This window comes from Streptomyces drozdowiczii, assembly GCF_026167665.1.
Classification (GTDB): Bacteria; Actinomycetota; Actinomycetes; order Streptomycetales; family Streptomycetaceae; genus Streptomyces; species Streptomyces drozdowiczii_A.
Genome location: NZ_CP098740.1, coordinates 2,862,073 through 2,878,342, shown reverse-complemented (window position 1 = coordinate 2,878,342; position 16,270 = coordinate 2,862,073). Strand labels below are relative to the sequence as shown.

Sequence of the window (16,270 nt, the reverse complement as noted above, 5' to 3'; positions counted from 1 at the left end):
TGTTCCACCCATATGTATCCAGGAAGAAGCCACCGTGTCTGACCCGAACCTGAACGACGCCGTCGAGCCGACGGCGGGCGCCTTCGAGTCCGCCGAGGACGAGCTCGACATCGTCGAGGCGGCGGACGCCGAGGAGTCGGACCAGGCCGAAGCCGCCGACGCCGACGAGGCCCCCGCGGCCGGCGACGAGGCGTCCGAGGACACCGCCGAGGAGACCGCGGACGCGGCCGACGAGGAGGAGGCCGAGCCGGCCGAGCCCGTCGACCCCGTCACGGCCCTGCGCGAGGAGCTCCGCGGGCTGCCGGGCGAGTGGTACGTCATCCACACGTACGCCGGTTACGAGAAGCGTGTGAAGGCCAACCTGGAGCAGCGCGCCGTCTCGCTGAACGTGGAGGAGTTCATCTATCAGGCCGAGGTGCCTGAGGAGGAAATCGTCCAGATCAAGAACGGCGAGCGCAAGAACGTCCGTCAGAACAAGCTCCCGGGTTACGTCCTGGTGCGCATGGACCTGACGAACGAGTCCTGGGGCGTCGTCCGCAACACCCCCGGTGTCACCGGCTTCGTGGGCAACGCCTACGACCCGTACCCGCTGACGCTGGACGAGATCGTCAAGATGCTCGCTCCGGAGGCCGAGGAGAAGGCCGCCCGCGAGGCCGCCGAGGCCGAGGGCAAGCCGGCTCCGGCCCGCAAGGTCACCGTCGAGGTTCTCGACTTCGAGGTCGGCGACTCGGTCACCGTCACCGACGGCCCGTTCGCGACGCTCCAGGCGACGATCAACGAGATCAACGCCGACTCGAAGAAGGTCAAGGGCCTCGTCGAGATCTTCGGTCGCGAGACCCCGGTCGAGCTGAGCTTCGACCAGATCCAGAAGAACTGAGCTTTCCGCCCGCTTCTGGACACATGCCTACCGAGCAGGTCAGACAGGCTCTCGCAGCCGGTCTGACCTGCTTGGTTTTTGGTCGCGCAGCTATACCCGTTATCGTTGTGCGGTATGCCTGCATCCGGATGACCGGATGACGGCGAAAACTCTCACTAGGACCCGGAGAGAGCACATGCCTCCCAAGAAGAAGAAGGTCACGGGGCTTATCAAGCTCCAGATCAACGCCGGTGCGGCCAACCCGGCCCCGCCGGTCGGCCCCGCACTGGGTCAGCACGGCGTCAACATCATGGAGTTCTGCAAGGCCTACAACGCCGCGACCGAGTCGCAGCGTGGCATGGTCGTGCCGGTGGAGATCACGGTCTACGAGGACCGCTCCTTCACCTTCATCACCAAGACTCCGCCGGCCGCCAAGCTGATCCTCAAGGCCGCGGGTGTGGAGAAGGGCTCCGGCGAGCCGCACAAGACCAAGGTCGCCAAGCTGACGGCTGCCCAGGTCCGCGAGATCGCCACGACGAAGCTCCCCGACCTGAACGCCAACGACCTCGACGCCGCGTCGAAGATCATCGCTGGCACCGCCCGTTCCATGGGCATCACGGTCGAAGGCTGATTCAGCCCCACGCCCTCAGTGGTAGGACCGGCGCTGGTCCGCACCACGACTCCACACTCTGAAAACCATCAGGAGTAGAAGTGAAGCGCAGCAAGAACCTCCGCGCTGCGGACGCCAAGATCGACCGGGAGCGCCTGTACGCCCCCCTCGAGGCCGTCCGTCTCGCCAAGGACACCGCCACCACGAAGTTCGACGGCACCGTCGAGGTCGCCTTCCGCCTGGGTGTTGACCCGCGCAAGGCCGACCAGATGGTCCGCGGCACCGTGAACCTCCCGCACGGCACCGGCAAGACCGCCCGGGTCCTGGTCTTCGCGACCGGTGACCGTGCTGCGGCCGCGGAAGCCGCCGGCGCCGACATCGTCGGCTCCGACGAGCTCATCGACGAGGTGGCGAAGGGCCGTCTGGACTTCGACGCCGTCGTCGCGACCCCGGACCTCATGGGCAAGGTCGGCCGCCTCGGCCGCGTGCTCGGTCCGCGTGGTCTGATGCCGAACCCGAAGACCGGTACGGTCACCCCCGATGTCGCGAAGGCTGTCAACGACATCAAGGGCGGCAAGATCGAGTTCCGCGTCGACAAGCACTCGAACCTGCACTTCATCATCGGCAAGGTGTCCTTCGACGACACCAAGCTGGTGGAGAACTACGCAGCGGCGCTGGAGGAGGTCCTCCGTCTGAAGCCGTCCGCGGCGAAGGGGCGCTACATCAAGAAGGCCGCCCTGGCGACCACGATGGGCCCCGGCATCCCGCTGGACCCCAACCGCACCCGTAACCTCCTCGTCGAGGAGGACCCGGCCGCCGTCTGAGCCTCCGTGCTCGTACGACCGCCGCGTCGCGTGTGACATGGGACGGGCCCCGCAACCTTTCGAGGTGCGGGGCTCGTCCTCATTCGTACGTGCACATGACTGTCGGAGCCCTGCGTTAGCGTGGGTGACCGAGAGTCGAACGAGGGGTGGGATGCAAGATGTTGACCAAGACCGTACGGCGCCTGGGTCTGTCCGTCGCCGTGGTGGCGGCGCTGACCTCGGTCGCGGCCTGTGGCGGATCGGACGACGGGGGTACGGACAAGGGCTCCGGCAAGTCCGAGAGCCGCGGCAATTCCGTGGTGAAGGTCGATCCGATCGCCGCGCTGGTCGCCGTGCAGAAGAAGACCGGTCAGGCGCACTCGGCGCGGATCGACGGCACGACGACCATGGGCAGCACGATGTCCGCCAAGCAGCAGGGCGCCATCGACTGGTCCGACGGCATCACCGGCACGCTGAAGATCACCTCCACCGGCGGCGCCATGGCCGACGGCATGAAGCAGCTCGGCAGCGACGGCACGATGGAGGCCCGTTACCTCAAGGACGGGTACGTCGTGGACATGGGCCAGGCCATGGCCCAGCAGACCGGCGGCAAGCGCTGGATCAGCTACAGCTACGACGACCTGGCCAAGCTCTCCGGCGCCGCGGGCGCCGCGATGAAGGACCAGATGCAGAACAGCACCCCGGAGCAGGGGGTGAAGTCGCTGCTGGCCTCCGGTGACGTGAAGAAGGTCGGCCAGGAGGACGTGCGCGGCGTCAGCGCCACGCACTACTCGGGCACGGTCGACGTCGCCGAGCTGACCGCCAAGAACGGCAATCTGGACGCCGACGAGACCGCGCAGCTCAAGGAGCAGCTGGCCGCGTCCGGGATCACCACCGAGAAGATCGACATCTGGGTGGACGAGAACGATCTGCTGGTGAAGAAGACCGAGCGCGGCGAGATGCAGACCGGCGAGCTCAACTCCACGGTGTACTACAGCGACTACGGCGTGAAGGTGTCCGTCGAGGCCCCGCCGGCCGCCCAGACGGTCGACTTCACCGAGCTGATGAAGCAGCAGCAGGGGGCCGCTTCGTAACCCGGTTCCGGGAGTTCAAACCTCCCGGCGCCCATCGAAACGGGACGGATTTGCCCGGCGCGACCCGAGTCGCGTACTCTCCTTTGGAAGCCAAAGACCGCTGGTCGTTGTTCTGAATCCATCAGGGTTCGGGCAACCGAAGGCTCCGTTGATGCGGACGACCTGCGCAGGTGACTGTGGAGAGCTCCCGGATTCTGTCCGGTCGAGCTTCGCCCTGGCGCCCGCGCCGGGGCGTTTCGTCTTTCCGGTCCCTTTCGAGCGGTCCTCATCACCCGGAAGGAGGCCGACGCTATGGCTAGGCCCGACAAGGCTGCTGCGGTAGCCGAGCTCGCGGACCAGTTCCGCAGCTCGAACGCCGCCGTGCTGACCGAGTACCGGGGTCTCACCGTGGCTCAGCTCAAGCAGCTGCGCCGTTCGCTCGGTGAGAACGCCCAGTACGCCGTGGTGAAGAACACGCTGACCAAGATTGCGGCCAACGAGGCCGGGATCGACACGCTGGACGACCTGTTCGCAGGTCCGACGGCGGTTGCCTTCGTCACCGGTGACCCGGTGGAGTCGGCGAAGGGTCTTCGTGACTTCGCCAAGGACAACCCGAACCTGATCATCAAGGGCGGTGTCCTTGACGGCAAGGCGCTGTCCGCCGATGACATCAAGCAGCTCGCGGACCTCGAGTCCCGCGAGGTTCTGCTCGCCAAGCTGGCCGGTGCCATGAAGGGCAAGCAGACTCAGGCTGCGCAGCTCTTCCAGGCGCTGCCGTCGAAGTTCGTCCGCACCGCGGAAGCGCTTCGCGTCAAGCTGGAGGAGCAGGGCGGTGCCGGTACGCCGGCTCCCGCCGAGGCCGCCGAGTAATCACGCTCAGCGGTCCAGCGGGCACCGTGTACGCCCGCCGACACATACATCCGGCACCTGCCGAATAGTGGAAGGACGCCTGTCATGGCGAAGCTGTCCCAGGAAGACCTGCTCGCTCAGTTCGAGGAGCTCACCCTCATCGAGCTCGCCGAGTTCGTGAAGGCCTTCGAGGAGAAGTTCGACGTCACCGCCGCCGCGGCCGTCGCCGTCGCGGGCCCGGCCCAGGGTGGCCCGGCTGCCCCGGCCGAGGAGGAGAAGGACGAGTTCGACGTCATCCTCACCGCCGCCGGTGACAAGAAGATCCAGGTCATCAAGGTCGTGCGCGAGCTGACCTCCCTCGGCCTGAAGGAGGCCAAGGACCTCGTCGACGGCGCCCCGAAGCCCGTCCTCGAGAAGGTCGCGAAGGACGCCGCGGACAAGGCTGCCGAGTCCCTCAAGGGCGCCGGCGCCTCCGTCGAGGTCAAGTGACCCGAGGAGTCCTCTGACTCCTCAGGACCCCCGTGCCGCGAGGCGCGGAGTCACATCGCGAAAGGCGATCACCCGTCCGGGTGGTCGCCTTTCGGCGTACCGGAGGCGGGTGCCTTGCCCTTCCCGCGTTGACGAGTATGGTGATCTTCGCCGTGCGCCTCTCGGAGGTCCGAGGGCGGCCGGGGCCGAGGGGGCCCTTGACGAACCGCACGCGGCGCGCAATTCTCAAGGCGCGTCGCCGAATCGATCCGAATCCGAGGCATGGATCGATGGCGAAGCGGGCAGTAAAGAAGGGCGCACCTCGCGCAGGGCTGGACATAGGTGTTGAGAAGAGCTGTTGAGAGCAACGTGGGTCTCTGAAAACCCCGACTGGACATCAGTGTGGCACTTGGCTACACTGACCCTTTGCGCTGCCTGTTAGCTGCCTCCTGCCCGTCACCAGGGGCATACCCATCTTGAGCATCGTGGACCGATCTTCCCTGACCTGGGATTTTCTGCCCTCATGTCCAGTTTGGGACCGGTACGCGCGTAGTGAGTCCGAGCCCTCGGAAGGACCCCCTCTTGGCCGCCTCGCGCAACGCCTCGACCGCGAATACGAACAACGGCGCCAGCACCGCCCCGCTGCGCATCTCTTTTGCAAAGATCAAGGAGCCCCTCGAGGTTCCGAACCTCCTCGCGCTGCAGACCGAGAGCTTTGACTGGCTCCTCGGCAACGCCGCCTGGAAGGCTCGCGTCGAGGCTGCTCTGGACAGTGGACAAGACGTCCCCACCAAGTCCGGCCTCGAGGAGATCTTCGAGGAGATCTCCCCGATCGAGGACTTCTCCGGGTCGATGTCGCTCACGTTCCGCGACCACCGCTTCGAGCCCCCGAAGAACTCGATCGACGAGTGCAAGGAGCGCGACTTCACGTACGCCGCCCCGCTCTTCGTCACGGCCGAGTTCACCAACAACGAGACCGGCGAGATCAAGTCCCAGACGGTCTTCATGGGCGACTTCCCGCTCATGACCAACAAGGGCACCTTCGTCATCAACGGCACCGAGCGTGTCGTGGTGTCGCAGCTGGTCCGCTCGCCGGGTGTCTACTTCGACTCGTCGATCGACAAGACGTCCGACAAGGACATCTTCTCCGCCAAGATCATCCCCTCCCGGGGTGCCTGGCTGGAGATGGAGATCGACAAGCGCGACATGGTCGGTGTCCGCATCGACCGCAAGCGCAAGCAGTCGGTCACCGTCCTCCTGAAGGCGCTCGGCTGGAGCACCGAGCAGATCCTCGAGGAGTTCGGCGAGTACGAGTCCATGCGCGCCACCCTGGAGAAGGACCACACCCAGGGCCAGGACGACGCGCTGCTCGACATCTACCGCAAGCTCCGCCCGGGCGAGCCGCCCACCCGCGAGGCCGCTCAGACGCTGCTCGAGAACCTCTACTTCAACCCGAAGCGCTACGACCTCGCGAAGGTCGGCCGCTACAAGGTGAACAAGAAGCTCGGCGCGGACGAGCCGCTGGACGCCGGCGTGCTCACCACCGACGACGTCATCGCGACCATCAAGTACCTGGTCAAGCTGCACGCCGGTGAGACCGAGACGGTCGGCGAGTCCGGCCGGACGATCGTCGTCGAGACCGACGACATCGACCACTTCGGCAACCGCCGCCTGCGCAACGTCGGCGAGCTCATCCAGAACCAGGTCCGTACGGGTCTCGCCCGTATGGAGCGCGTCGTGCGCGAGCGCATGACCACCCAGGACGTCGAGGCGATCACGCCGCAGACCCTGATCAACATCCGGCCGGTCGTCGCCTCCATCAAGGAGTTCTTCGGCACCAGCCAGCTGTCGCAGTTCATGGACCAGAACAACCCGCTGTCGGGTCTCACCCACAAGCGCCGTCTGTCGGCGCTCGGCCCGGGTGGTCTGTCCCGTGAGCGGGCCGGCTTCGAGGTCCGAGACGTGCACCCGTCCCACTACGGACGCATGTGCCCGATCGAGACCCCCGAAGGCCCGAACATCGGTCTGATCGGTTCGCTCGCCTCGTACGGCCGCGTCAACGCGTTCGGCTTCATCGAGACGCCGTACCGCAAGGTCGTCGACGGCCAGGTCACCGACGAGGTCGACTACGTCACCGCCGACGAGGAAGACCGTTTCGTCATCGCCCAGGCGAACGCGACGCTCTCCGACGACCTGCGCTTCACCGAGCCCCGCGTCCTGGTCCGCCGTCGTGGCGGCGAGGTCGACTACGTCCCCGGTGGCGAGGTCGACTACATGGACGTCTCGCCGCGCCAGATGGTGTCCGTCGCGACCGCGATGATCCCCTTCCTGGAGCACGACGACGCCAACCGTGCCCTCATGGGCGCGAACATGATGCGCCAGGCCGTTCCGCTCATCAAGAGCGAGGCGCCGCTCGTCGGCACCGGCATGGAGTACCGCTGCGCCACCGACGCCGGTGACGTGCTGAAGGCCGAGAAGGACGGCGTGGTCCAGGAGGTCTCCGCGGACTACATCACCGTCACGAACGACGACGGTACGTACACCACGTACCGCATCGCCAAGTTCATGCGCTCCAACCAGGGCACCTCGGTCAACCAGAAGGTCGTCGTCTCCGAGGGCGACCGCGTCATCGAGGGCCAGGTCCTCGCCGACGGCCCGGCCACCGAGTTCGGTGAGATGGCGCTCGGCAAGAACCTGCTCGTGGCGTTCATGCCCTGGGAGGGTCACAACTACGAGGACGCGATCATCCTGTCGCAGCGCCTCGTGCAGGACGACGTCCTCTCCTCGATCCACATCGAGGAGCACGAGGTCGACGCCCGTGACACCAAGCTCGGCCCCGAGGAGATCACCCGGGACATCCCGAACGTCTCCGAGGAGGTCCTCGCCGACCTCGACGAGCGCGGCATCATCCGTATCGGTGCCGAGGTCGTCGCCGGCGACATCCTCGTCGGCAAGGTCACGCCCAAGGGCGAGACCGAGCTGACCCCCGAGGAGCGCCTGCTCCGCGCGATCTTCGGTGAGAAGGCGCGCGAGGTCCGCGACACCTCGCTGAAGGTGCCGCACGGCGAGATCGGCAAGGTCATCGGCGTCCGCGTCTTCGACCGTGAAGAGGGCGACGAGCTGCCGCCGGGCGTGAACCAGCTGGTCCGCGTCTACGTCGCGCAGAAGCGCAAGATCACCGACGGTGACAAGCTCGCCGGCCGTCACGGCAACAAGGGCGTCATCTCGAAGATCCTGCCGATCGAGGACATGCCGTTCCTGGAGGACGGCACCCCGGTCGACATCATCCTCAACCCGCTGGGTGTCCCGTCCCGAATGAACCCGGGACAGGTCCTGGAGATCCACCTCGGCTGGCTCGCCAGCCGCGGCTGGGACGTCTCCGGCCTCGGTGACGAGTGGGCCAAGCGCCTGCAGGCCATCGGCGCCGACCAGGTCGCCCCCGGCACCAACGTCGCCACGCCCGTCTTCGACGGCGCGCGCGAGGACGAGATCTCCGGTCTCTTCGAGGCCACGATCCCGAACCGCGACGGCATGCGTCTGGTGCAGCCCTCCGGCAAGGCCAAGCTGTTCGACGGCCGCTCCGGCGAGCCGTTCCCGGACCCGGTCTCGGTCGGCTACATGTACATCCTCAAGCTGCACCACCTGGTCGACGACAAGCTCCACGCCCGTTCGACCGGCCCGTACTCCATGATCACGCAGCAGCCGCTGGGTGGTAAGGCGCAGTTCGGTGGGCAGCGATTCGGTGAGATGGAGGTGTGGGCCCTTGAGGCTTACGGCGCCGCTTACGCCCTCCAGGAACTGCTGACGATCAAGTCCGACGACGTCACCGGCCGCGTGAAGGTCTACGAGGCGATCGTCAAGGGCGAGAACATCCCCGAGCCGGGCATTCCCGAGTCCTTCAAGGTGCTCATCAAGGAAATGCAGTCGCTCTGCCTCAACGTGGAGGTGCTGTCCTCGGACGGCATGTCCATCGAGATGCGCGACACGGACGAGGACGTCTTCCGCGCGGCGGAGGAGCTCGGTATCGACCTGTCCCGGCGCGAGCCGAGCAGCGTCGAAGAGGTCTGACGGGTTGGCCGGCCGGATCTCCGTGATCCGGCCGGCTCTCCCCGGACCCGTTCAGACCATTGCTGAAGTGCCCCGATTTACTCGCGTGACGCGAGGGGGCTCGAACCCCCGAAAGAGGGATTGACGACAAGTGCTCGACGTCAACTTCTTCGACGAGCTGCGGATCGGCCTTGCCACCGCGGACGACATCCGGACCTGGTCCCACGGCGAGGTCAAGAAGCCGGAGACCATCAACTACCGCACCCTCAAGCCCGAAAAGGACGGACTCTTCTGCGAGAAGATCTTCGGTCCGACCCGGGACTGGGAGTGCTACTGCGGCAAGTACAAGCGTGTCCGCTTCAAGGGCATCATCTGTGAGCGCTGTGGCGTCGAGGTCACGCGCGCCAAGGTGCGCCGCGAGCGCATGGGCCACATCGAGCTCGCCGCTCCCGTCACCCACATCTGGTACTTCAAGGGCGTCCCGTCGCGCCTGGGCTACCTGCTGGACCTCGCGCCGAAGGACCTCGAGAAGGTCATCTACTTCGCCGCGTACATGATCACGTTCGTGGACGAGGAGCGCCGCACCCGCGACCTCCCCTCCCTGGAGGCCCACGTCTCCGTCGAGCGCCAGCAGATCGAGAACCGCCGCGACTCCGACCTGGAGAACCGCGCCAAGAAGCTCGAGTCTGACCTGGCCGAGCTGGAGGCCGAGGGCGCCAAGGCCGACGTGCGCCGCAAGGTGCGCGAGGGTGCCGAGCGCGAGATGAAGCAGCTGCGCGACCGTGCGCAGCGCGAGATCGACCGCCTCGACGAGGTGTGGAGCCGCTTCAAGAACCTCAAGGTCCAGGACCTGGAGGGCGACGAGCTGCTCTACCGCGAGCTGCGTGACCGCTTCGGCACGTACTTCGACGGCTGCATGGGCGCCGCCGCGCTGCAGAAGCGCCTGGAGTCCTTCGACCTCGACGAGGAGGCCGAGCGCCTCCGCGAGATCATCCGTACCGGCAAGGGCCAGAAGAAGACCCGTGCGCTCAAGCGCCTCAAGGTCGTCTCCGCGTTCCTGCAGACGAGCAACAAGCCCAAGGGCATGGTGCTCGACTGCGTGCCGGTCATCCCGCCGGACCTGCGTCCGATGGTGCAGCTGGACGGTGGCCGCTTCGCGACCTCCGACCTGAACGACCTGTACCGCCGCGTGATCAACCGCAACAACCGCCTGAAGCGGCTTCTCGACCTCGGCGCGCCCGAGATCATCGTGAACAACGAGAAGCGCATGCTCCAGGAGGCCGTGGACGCCCTCTTCGACAACGGTCGTCGCGGTCGCCCGGTCACCGGCCCCGGTAACCGCCCGCTGAAGTCCCTCAGCGACATGCTGAAGGGCAAGCAGGGTCGTTTCCGTCAGAACCTGCTCGGCAAGCGCGTGGACTACTCCGCGCGTTCCGTGATCGTCGTCGGTCCGCAGCTCAAGCTGCACCAGTGCGGTCTGCCGAAGGCGATGGCGCTGGAGCTCTTCAAGCCGTTCGTGATGAAGCGCCTGGTCGACCTGAACCACGCGCAGAACATCAAGTCGGCCAAGCGCATGGTCGAGCGCGGCCGCACCGTGGTGTACGACGTCCTCGAAGAGGTCATCGCCGAGCACCCGGTGCTGCTGAACCGTGCGCCCACGCTGCACCGCCTCGGCATCCAGGCCTTCGAGCCGCAGCTGGTCGAGGGCAAGGCCATCCAGATCCACCCGCTCGTCTGCACCGCGTTCAACGCGGACTTCGACGGTGACCAGATGGCCGTGCACCTGCCGCTCTCCGCGGAGGCGCAGGCCGAGGCCCGCATCCTGATGCTGTCCTCGAACAACATCCTCAAGCCGGCCGACGGCCGCCCGGTCACGATGCCGACCCAGGACATGGTGCTGGGTCTGTTCTTCCTGACCACCGACGGCGACCTCCGTGACACCAAGGGCGAGGGCCGCGCGTTCGGCTCCACGGCCGAGGCGATCATGGCGTTCGACGCCGGCGAGCTGGCGCTCCAGTCGTCCGTCGACATCCGCTTCCCGGTGGGCACCATCCCGCCGCGCGGCTGGGTGCCGCCGGTCGCCGAGGAGGGCGAGCCCGAGTACCAGCCGGGTGACACCTTCCGGCTGCGGACGAGCCTGGGCCGCGCGCTCTTCAACGAGCTGCTGCCCGAGGACTACCCGTTCGTCGACTACTCGGTCGGCAAGAAGCAGCTCTCCGAGATCGTCAACGACCTCGCCGAGCGCTACCCCAAGGTCATCGTGGCGGCGACGCTCGACAACCTGAAGGCGGCCGGCTTCCACTGGGCGACCCGTTCGGGCGTCACCGTGGCCATCTCCGACGTCGTCGTGCCCGAGGCCAAGAAGGCCATCGTCAAGGGCTACGAGGAGCAGGACGAGAAGGTCCAGAAGCAGTACGAGCGCGGTCTGATCACCAAGGACGAGCGCACGCAGGAGCTCATCGCGATCTGGACCAAGGCGACCAACGAGGTTGCCGAGGCCATGAACGAGAACTTCCCCAAGACGAACCCCATCTTCATGATGGTTGACTCGGGTGCCCGAGGAAACATGATGCAGATGCGTCAGATCGCCGGTATGCGTGGTCTGGTGTCCAACGCCAAGAACGAGACGATCCCGCGTCCCATCAAGGCGTCCTTCCGTGAGGGCCTCACCGTTCTGGAGTACTTCATCTCCACGCACGGTGCCCGTAAGGGTCTGGCGGACACCGCCCTGCGTACCGCCGACTCGGGTTACCTGACCCGTCGTCTGGTGGACGTCTCGCAGGACGTGATCATTCGCGAGGAGGACTGCGGCACCGACCGCGGCCTCAAGCTGAAGATCGCCGTCAAGGGTGCCGACGGTGTCCTCCGCAAGACGGACGACGTCGAGACCTCGGTCTACGCCCGCATGCTCGCCGAGGACGTCGTGGTGGACGGCAAGGTCATCGCGCCTGCCAACGTCGACCTCGGTGACGTCCTGATCGACGCCCTGGTGGGCGCCGGCGTCGAGGAGGTCAAGACCCGCTCGGTCCTGACCTGTGAGTCCGCGGTCGGCACCTGTGCCTTCTGCTACGGGCGCTCGCTCGCCACCGGCAAGCTGGTCGACATCGGTGAGGCGGTCGGCATCATCGCCGCCCAGTCCATCGGTGAGCCCGGCACCCAGCTGACGATGCGTACCTTCCACACCGGTGGTGTGGCCGGTGACGACATCACCCAGGGTCTGCCGCGTGTCGTCGAGCTCTTCGAGGCGCGTACGCCCAAGGGTGTCGCCCCGATCTCCGAGTCCGCGGGCCGTGTCCGCATCGAGGAGACCGAGAAGACCAAGAAGATCGTCGTCACCCCGGACGACGGCAGCGACGAGATCGCCTTCCCGATCTCGAAGCGCGCCCGTCTCCTGGTGGGCGAGGGCGACCACGTCGAGGTGGGCCAGAAGCTCACCGTGGGTGCCACCAACCCGCACGACGTGCTGCGCATCCTCGGCCAGCGCGCGGTCCAGGTCCACCTGGTCGGCGAGGTCCAGAAGGTCTACAACTCGCAGGGCGTGTCGATCCACGACAAGCACATCGAGATCATCATCCGGCAGATGCTCCGCCGCGTGACGATCATCGAGTCCGGCGACGCGGAGCTGCTGCCGGGCGAGCTCGTCGAGCGCTCGAAGTTCGAGACCGAGAACCGTCGTGTGGTCACCGAGGGCGGTCACCCCGCCTCCGGCCGTCCGCAGCTGATGGGTATCACCAAGGCGTCGCTGGCGACGGAGTCGTGGCTGTCCGCGGCCTCCTTCCAGGAGACGACCAGGGTCCTGACGGACGCGGCGATCAACGCCAAGTCCGACTCCCTGATCGGCCTCAAGGAGAACGTCATCATCGGTAAGCTCATCCCGGCCGGTACGGGCCTGTCCCGCTACCGCAACATCCGGGTCGAGCCGACCGAGGAGGCCAAGGCCGCGATGTACTCGGCCGTCGGCTACGACGACATCGACTACTCGCCGTTCGGCACGGGCTCCGGCCAGGCCGTTCCGCTGGAGGACTACGACTACGGTCCGTACAACCAGTAAGCGAGTCGCTTGATACGCCGAAGGGCGGTCGCCCCGCACACGCGGGGTGGCCGCCCTTCGGCGTGTGATACGTCACAGCGCCGGGCCCGAGCCGCGGGCCTCCGGGGCCGCCCGAGGGCTCGTACGGCCCCAGAGGCGCCCTCAGGGGGCCGTAGGGCATCCGTACGGGTCGGGACAAGCCGGGCGCGCGGGCCGGCCGTCCGAGCTGGACGCCATTTGTTTTGACCCAGGTCCGTGAGGTAGGTACGCTCAGACCTTGTGCCTGGGGTGTGCCTGGGTTCGTGTGCGTGTCCTCAACCGCATGGCGAGCCTGTCTTCGGCCACCGTGATCCGTGCTCCTCATACCGTTCCGGTACGGGCTCGCAGGATTCGACACACCCGACCGCGTGGGTCGGTGACGTTCCAGGTTAGTTTCACCGACGGCACACAGAAACCGGAGAAGTAGTGCCTACGATCCAGCAGCTGGTCCGGAAGGGCCGGCAGGACAAGGTCGAGAAGAACAAGACGCCCGCACTCGAGGGTTCGCCCCAGCGCCGCGGCGTCTGCACGCGTGTGTTCACGACCACCCCGAAGAAGCCGAACTCCGCGCTCCGGAAGGTCGCGCGTGTGCGTCTGACCTCGGGCATCGAGGTCACGGCCTACATCCCGGGTGAGGGACACAACCTGCAGGAGCACTCCATCGTGCTCGTGCGTGGTGGCCGTGTGAAGGACCTGCCGGGTGTTCGTTACAAGATCATCCGCGGCTCGCTCGACACCCAGGGTGTCAAGAACCGCAAGCAGGCCCGCAGCCGCTACGGCGCCAAGAAGGAGAAGTAAGAATGCCTCGTAAGGGCCCCGCCCCGAAGCGCCCGGTCATCATCGACCCGGTCTACAACTCTCCTCTTGTCACGTCGCTGATCAACAAGATCCTGCTCGACGGCAAGCGTTCCACCGCCGAGCGGATCGTGTACGGCGCCATGGAGGGTCTTCGTGAGAAGACCGGCGCCGACCCGGTCATCACGCTGAAGCGCGCGCTGGAGAACGTCAAGCCCTCGCTCGAGGTCAAGTCCCGCCGTGTCGGTGGCGCCACCTACCAGGTGCCGATCGAGGTCAAGCCCGGTCGTGCCGCCACTCTGGCCCTCCGCTGGGTCGTGGGTTACTCCCGCGCCCGCCGCGAGAAGACGATGACCGAGCGCCTCATGAACGAGCTGCTCGACGCCTCGAACGGTCTTGGCGCTGCCGTCAAGAAGCGTGAGGACACCCACAAGATGGCCGAGTCCAACAAGGCCTTCGCGCACTACCGCTGGTAGTCGCTACCCCCATCGAGACCGAGAGAAGACTGAGCCTTATGGCCACCACTTCGCTTGACCTGGCCAAGGTCCGCAACATTGGGATCATGGCCCACATCGACGCGGGCAAGACGACCACCACTGAGCGGATCCTGTTCTACACCGGCGTCTCGTACAAGATCGGTGAGGTCCACGACGGCGCTGCCACGATGGACTGGATGGAGCAGGAGCAGGAGCGCGGCATCACCATCACGTCCGCCGCGACGACCTGCCACTGGCCGCTCAACGATGTTGACCACACCATCAACATCATCGACACCCCGGGTCACGTCGACTTCACCGTCGAGGTGGAGCGTTCGCTCCGCGTCCTCGACGGCGCCGTCACCGTGTTCGACGGTGTGGCCGGCGTCGAGCCGCAGTCCGAGACCGTCTGGCGTCAGGCGGACCGCTACGGCGTGCCGCGTATCTGCTTCGTCAACAAGCTCGACCGCACCGGTGCCGACTTCCTGCGCTGCGTCAGCATGATCGTGGACCGCCTCGGCGCGACCCCGATCGTCATGCAGCTGCCGATCGGTGCCGAGGCGGACTTCACGGGCGTCGTCGACCTCGTGTCGATGAAGGCCTTCGTGTACCCCGAAGAGGCCGCCAAGGGCGAGATGTACAACGTCGTTGACATCCCGGCCGAGCTCCAGGAGCAGGCGGACGAGTGGCGCGGCAAGCTGCTCGAGGCCGTGGCCGAGAACGACGACGCCATGATGGAGCTGTACCTGGAGGGCACCGAGCCCACCCAGGAGCAGCTGCACGAGGCGATCCGTCGCATCACCCTGGCCTCCAAGGGCGGCGCCGACTCCGTCACCGTCACCCCGGTGTTCTGTGGCACCGCGTTCAAGAACAAGGGCGTCCAGCCCCTGCTCGACGCGGTCGTCCGCTACCTGCCTTCCCCCCTGGACGTCGAGGCCATCGAGGGCCACGACCCCAAGGACCCCGAGACCGTCGTGAAGCGCAAGCCCTCGGACGACGAGCCGCTGTCGGCTCTGGCGTTCAAGATCGCGAGCGACCCGCACCTCGGCAAGCTCACCTTCGTCCGGATCTACTCCGGTCGCCTGGACGCCGGCACCGCGGTGCTGAACTCCGTGAAGGGCAAGAAGGAGCGCATCGGCAAGATCTACCGCATGCACGCGAACAAGCGTGAGGAGATCGACTCGGTGGGCGCCGGCGACATCATCGCCGTCATGGGCCTGAAGCAGACCACCACCGGTGAGACGCTGTGCGACGACAAGAACCCGGTCATCCTGGAGTCCATGGACTTCCCGGCGCCGGTCATCCAGGTCGCGATCGAGCCCAAGTCCAAGGGTGACCAGGAGAAGCTGGGTGTCGCCATCCAGCGCCTCTCCGAGGAGGACCCGTCCTTCCAGGTGCACTCCGACGAGGAGACCGGCCAGACCATCATCGGTGGTATGGGCGAGCTTCACCTCGAGGTGCTCGTCGACCGCATGAAGCGCGAGTTCCGCGTCGAGGCGAACGTCGGCAAGCCGCAGGTCGCGTACCGCGAGACGATCCGCAAGGCCGTCGAGCGCATCGACTACACGCACAAGAAGCAGACTGGTGGTACCGGCCAGTTCGCGAAGGTGCAGATCGCCATCGAGCCCCTCGAGGGCGGCGACGCGTCGTACGAGTTCGTCAACAAGGTCACCGGTGGCCGCATCCCCCGTGAGTACATCCCCTCGGTGGACGCGGGTGCCCAGGAAGCCATGCAGTTCGGTGTCCTGGCCGGTTACGAGATGGTGGGCGTCCGCGTCACCCTGATCGACGGTGGTTACCACGAGGTCGACTCCTCGGAGCTGGCCTTCAAGATCGCCGGTTCGCAGGCGTTCAAGGAGGGTGCCCGCAAGGCGTCCCCCGTGCTCCTCGAGCCGATGATGGCCGTCGAGGTCACCACGCCCGAGGACTACATGGGCGATGTCATCGGCGACCTCAACTCCCGCCGTGGCCAGATCCAGGCCATGGAGGAGCGCAGCGGCGCTCGCGTCGTGAAGGGCCTCGTGCCCCTCTCGGAGATGTTCGGCTACGTCGGAGACCTCCGCAGCAAGACCTCGGGTCGCGCAAGCTACTCGATGCAGTTCGACTCCTACGCCGAGGTTCCGCGGAACGTCGCCGAGGAGATCATCGCGAAGGCCAAGGGCGAGTAACTCTCCCGAGCTCACGCTTTAGGCTTGTCACCGGAGCCCGTGGGGCATTCGTCGCG

General features: G+C 66.5%; 11 protein-coding genes. All 11 read left to right on the top strand.

Annotation, left to right across the window (positions count from 1 at the left end):
• Window positions 1-34: 34 nt before the first annotated feature.
• The 11 genes from nusG (at window position 35) to fusA (ending at window position 16,214) form a co-directional block, all read left to right on the top strand.
• Window positions 35-877 carry a transcription termination/antitermination protein NusG gene (gene nusG, locus NEH16_RS12865; RefSeq protein ID WP_073964464.1) on the top strand — a complete coding sequence of 281 codons (843 nt, stop codon included), beginning with the start codon at window positions 35-37 and terminating at the stop codon, window positions 875-877.
• A gap of 175 nt (window positions 878-1,052) precedes the next feature.
• Window positions 1,053-1,487, top strand: a complete 435-nt coding sequence (rplK, locus tag NEH16_RS12860) for a 50S ribosomal protein L11 (RefSeq protein WP_018101261.1) — start codon at window positions 1,053-1,055, stop codon at window positions 1,485-1,487.
• Between the two features lie 80 nt (window positions 1,488-1,567).
• Complete coding sequence (rplA, locus tag NEH16_RS12855) at window positions 1,568-2,290, top strand: 50S ribosomal protein L1 (protein WP_073964463.1); 723 nt, start codon at window positions 1,568-1,570, stop codon at window positions 2,288-2,290.
• A gap of 158 nt (window positions 2,291-2,448) precedes the next feature.
• Complete coding sequence (locus NEH16_RS12850; RefSeq protein ID WP_265542147.1) at window positions 2,449-3,363, top strand: hypothetical protein; 915 nt, start codon at window positions 2,449-2,451, stop codon at window positions 3,361-3,363.
• Between the two features lie 291 nt (window positions 3,364-3,654).
• Complete coding sequence (gene rplJ, locus NEH16_RS12845) at window positions 3,655-4,212, top strand: 50S ribosomal protein L10 (RefSeq protein WP_018101258.1); 558 nt, start codon at window positions 3,655-3,657, stop codon at window positions 4,210-4,212.
• An 84-nt stretch (window positions 4,213-4,296) separates the two neighbouring features.
• The gene (rplL, locus tag NEH16_RS12840) at window positions 4,297-4,680 is read left to right on the top strand and encodes a 50S ribosomal protein L7/L12 (protein WP_073964461.1); all 384 of its coding nucleotides are present in this window, start codon (window positions 4,297-4,299) and stop codon (window positions 4,678-4,680) included.
• A 561-nt stretch (window positions 4,681-5,241) separates the two neighbouring features.
• Window positions 5,242-8,727 carry a DNA-directed RNA polymerase subunit beta gene (rpoB, locus tag NEH16_RS12835; protein ID WP_073964460.1) on the top strand — a complete coding sequence of 1,162 codons (3,486 nt, stop codon included), beginning with the start codon at window positions 5,242-5,244 and terminating at the stop codon, window positions 8,725-8,727.
• Between the two features lie 130 nt (window positions 8,728-8,857).
• A complete protein-coding gene (locus tag NEH16_RS12830) occupies window positions 8,858-12,757 on the top strand; it encodes a DNA-directed RNA polymerase subunit beta' (RefSeq protein WP_073964459.1) in 3,900 nt (1,299 codons plus the stop codon).
• Window positions 12,758-13,201: 444 nt separating this feature from the next.
• A complete protein-coding gene (gene rpsL, locus NEH16_RS12825; protein ID WP_003948652.1) occupies window positions 13,202-13,573 on the top strand; it encodes a 30S ribosomal protein S12 in 372 nt (123 codons plus the stop codon).
• Window positions 13,574-13,575: 2 nt separating this feature from the next.
• A complete protein-coding gene (gene rpsG, locus NEH16_RS12820) occupies window positions 13,576-14,046 on the top strand; it encodes a 30S ribosomal protein S7 (RefSeq protein WP_073964452.1) in 471 nt (156 codons plus the stop codon).
• A 38-nt stretch (window positions 14,047-14,084) separates the two neighbouring features.
• On the top strand, window positions 14,085-16,214 hold the full coding sequence (gene fusA, locus NEH16_RS12815) for an elongation factor G (protein ID WP_073964451.1): 2,130 nt from the start codon (window positions 14,085-14,087) through the stop codon (window positions 16,212-16,214).
• Window positions 16,215-16,270: the final 56 nt, after the last annotated feature.

What these genes read in the sequence shown, in the direction of transcription:
- rplK (WP_018101261.1), top strand. Translation starts at nt 1,053, where the DNA reads ATGCCTCCCAAGAAGAAGAAGGTCACGGGGCTTATCAAGCTCCAGATC.
- NEH16_RS12850 (WP_265542147.1), top strand. Translation starts at nt 2,449, where the DNA reads ATGTTGACCAAGACCGTACGGCGCCTGGGTCTGTCCGTCGCCGTGGTG.
- rplJ (WP_018101258.1), top strand. Translation starts at nt 3,655, where the DNA reads ATGGCTAGGCCCGACAAGGCTGCTGCGGTAGCCGAGCTCGCGGACCAG.
- rplL (WP_073964461.1), top strand. Translation starts at nt 4,297, where the DNA reads ATGGCGAAGCTGTCCCAGGAAGACCTGCTCGCTCAGTTCGAGGAGCTC.
- rpsG (WP_073964452.1), top strand. Translation starts at nt 13,576, where the DNA reads ATGCCTCGTAAGGGCCCCGCCCCGAAGCGCCCGGTCATCATCGACCCG.
- fusA (WP_073964451.1), top strand. Translation starts at nt 14,085, where the DNA reads ATGGCCACCACTTCGCTTGACCTGGCCAAGGTCCGCAACATTGGGATC.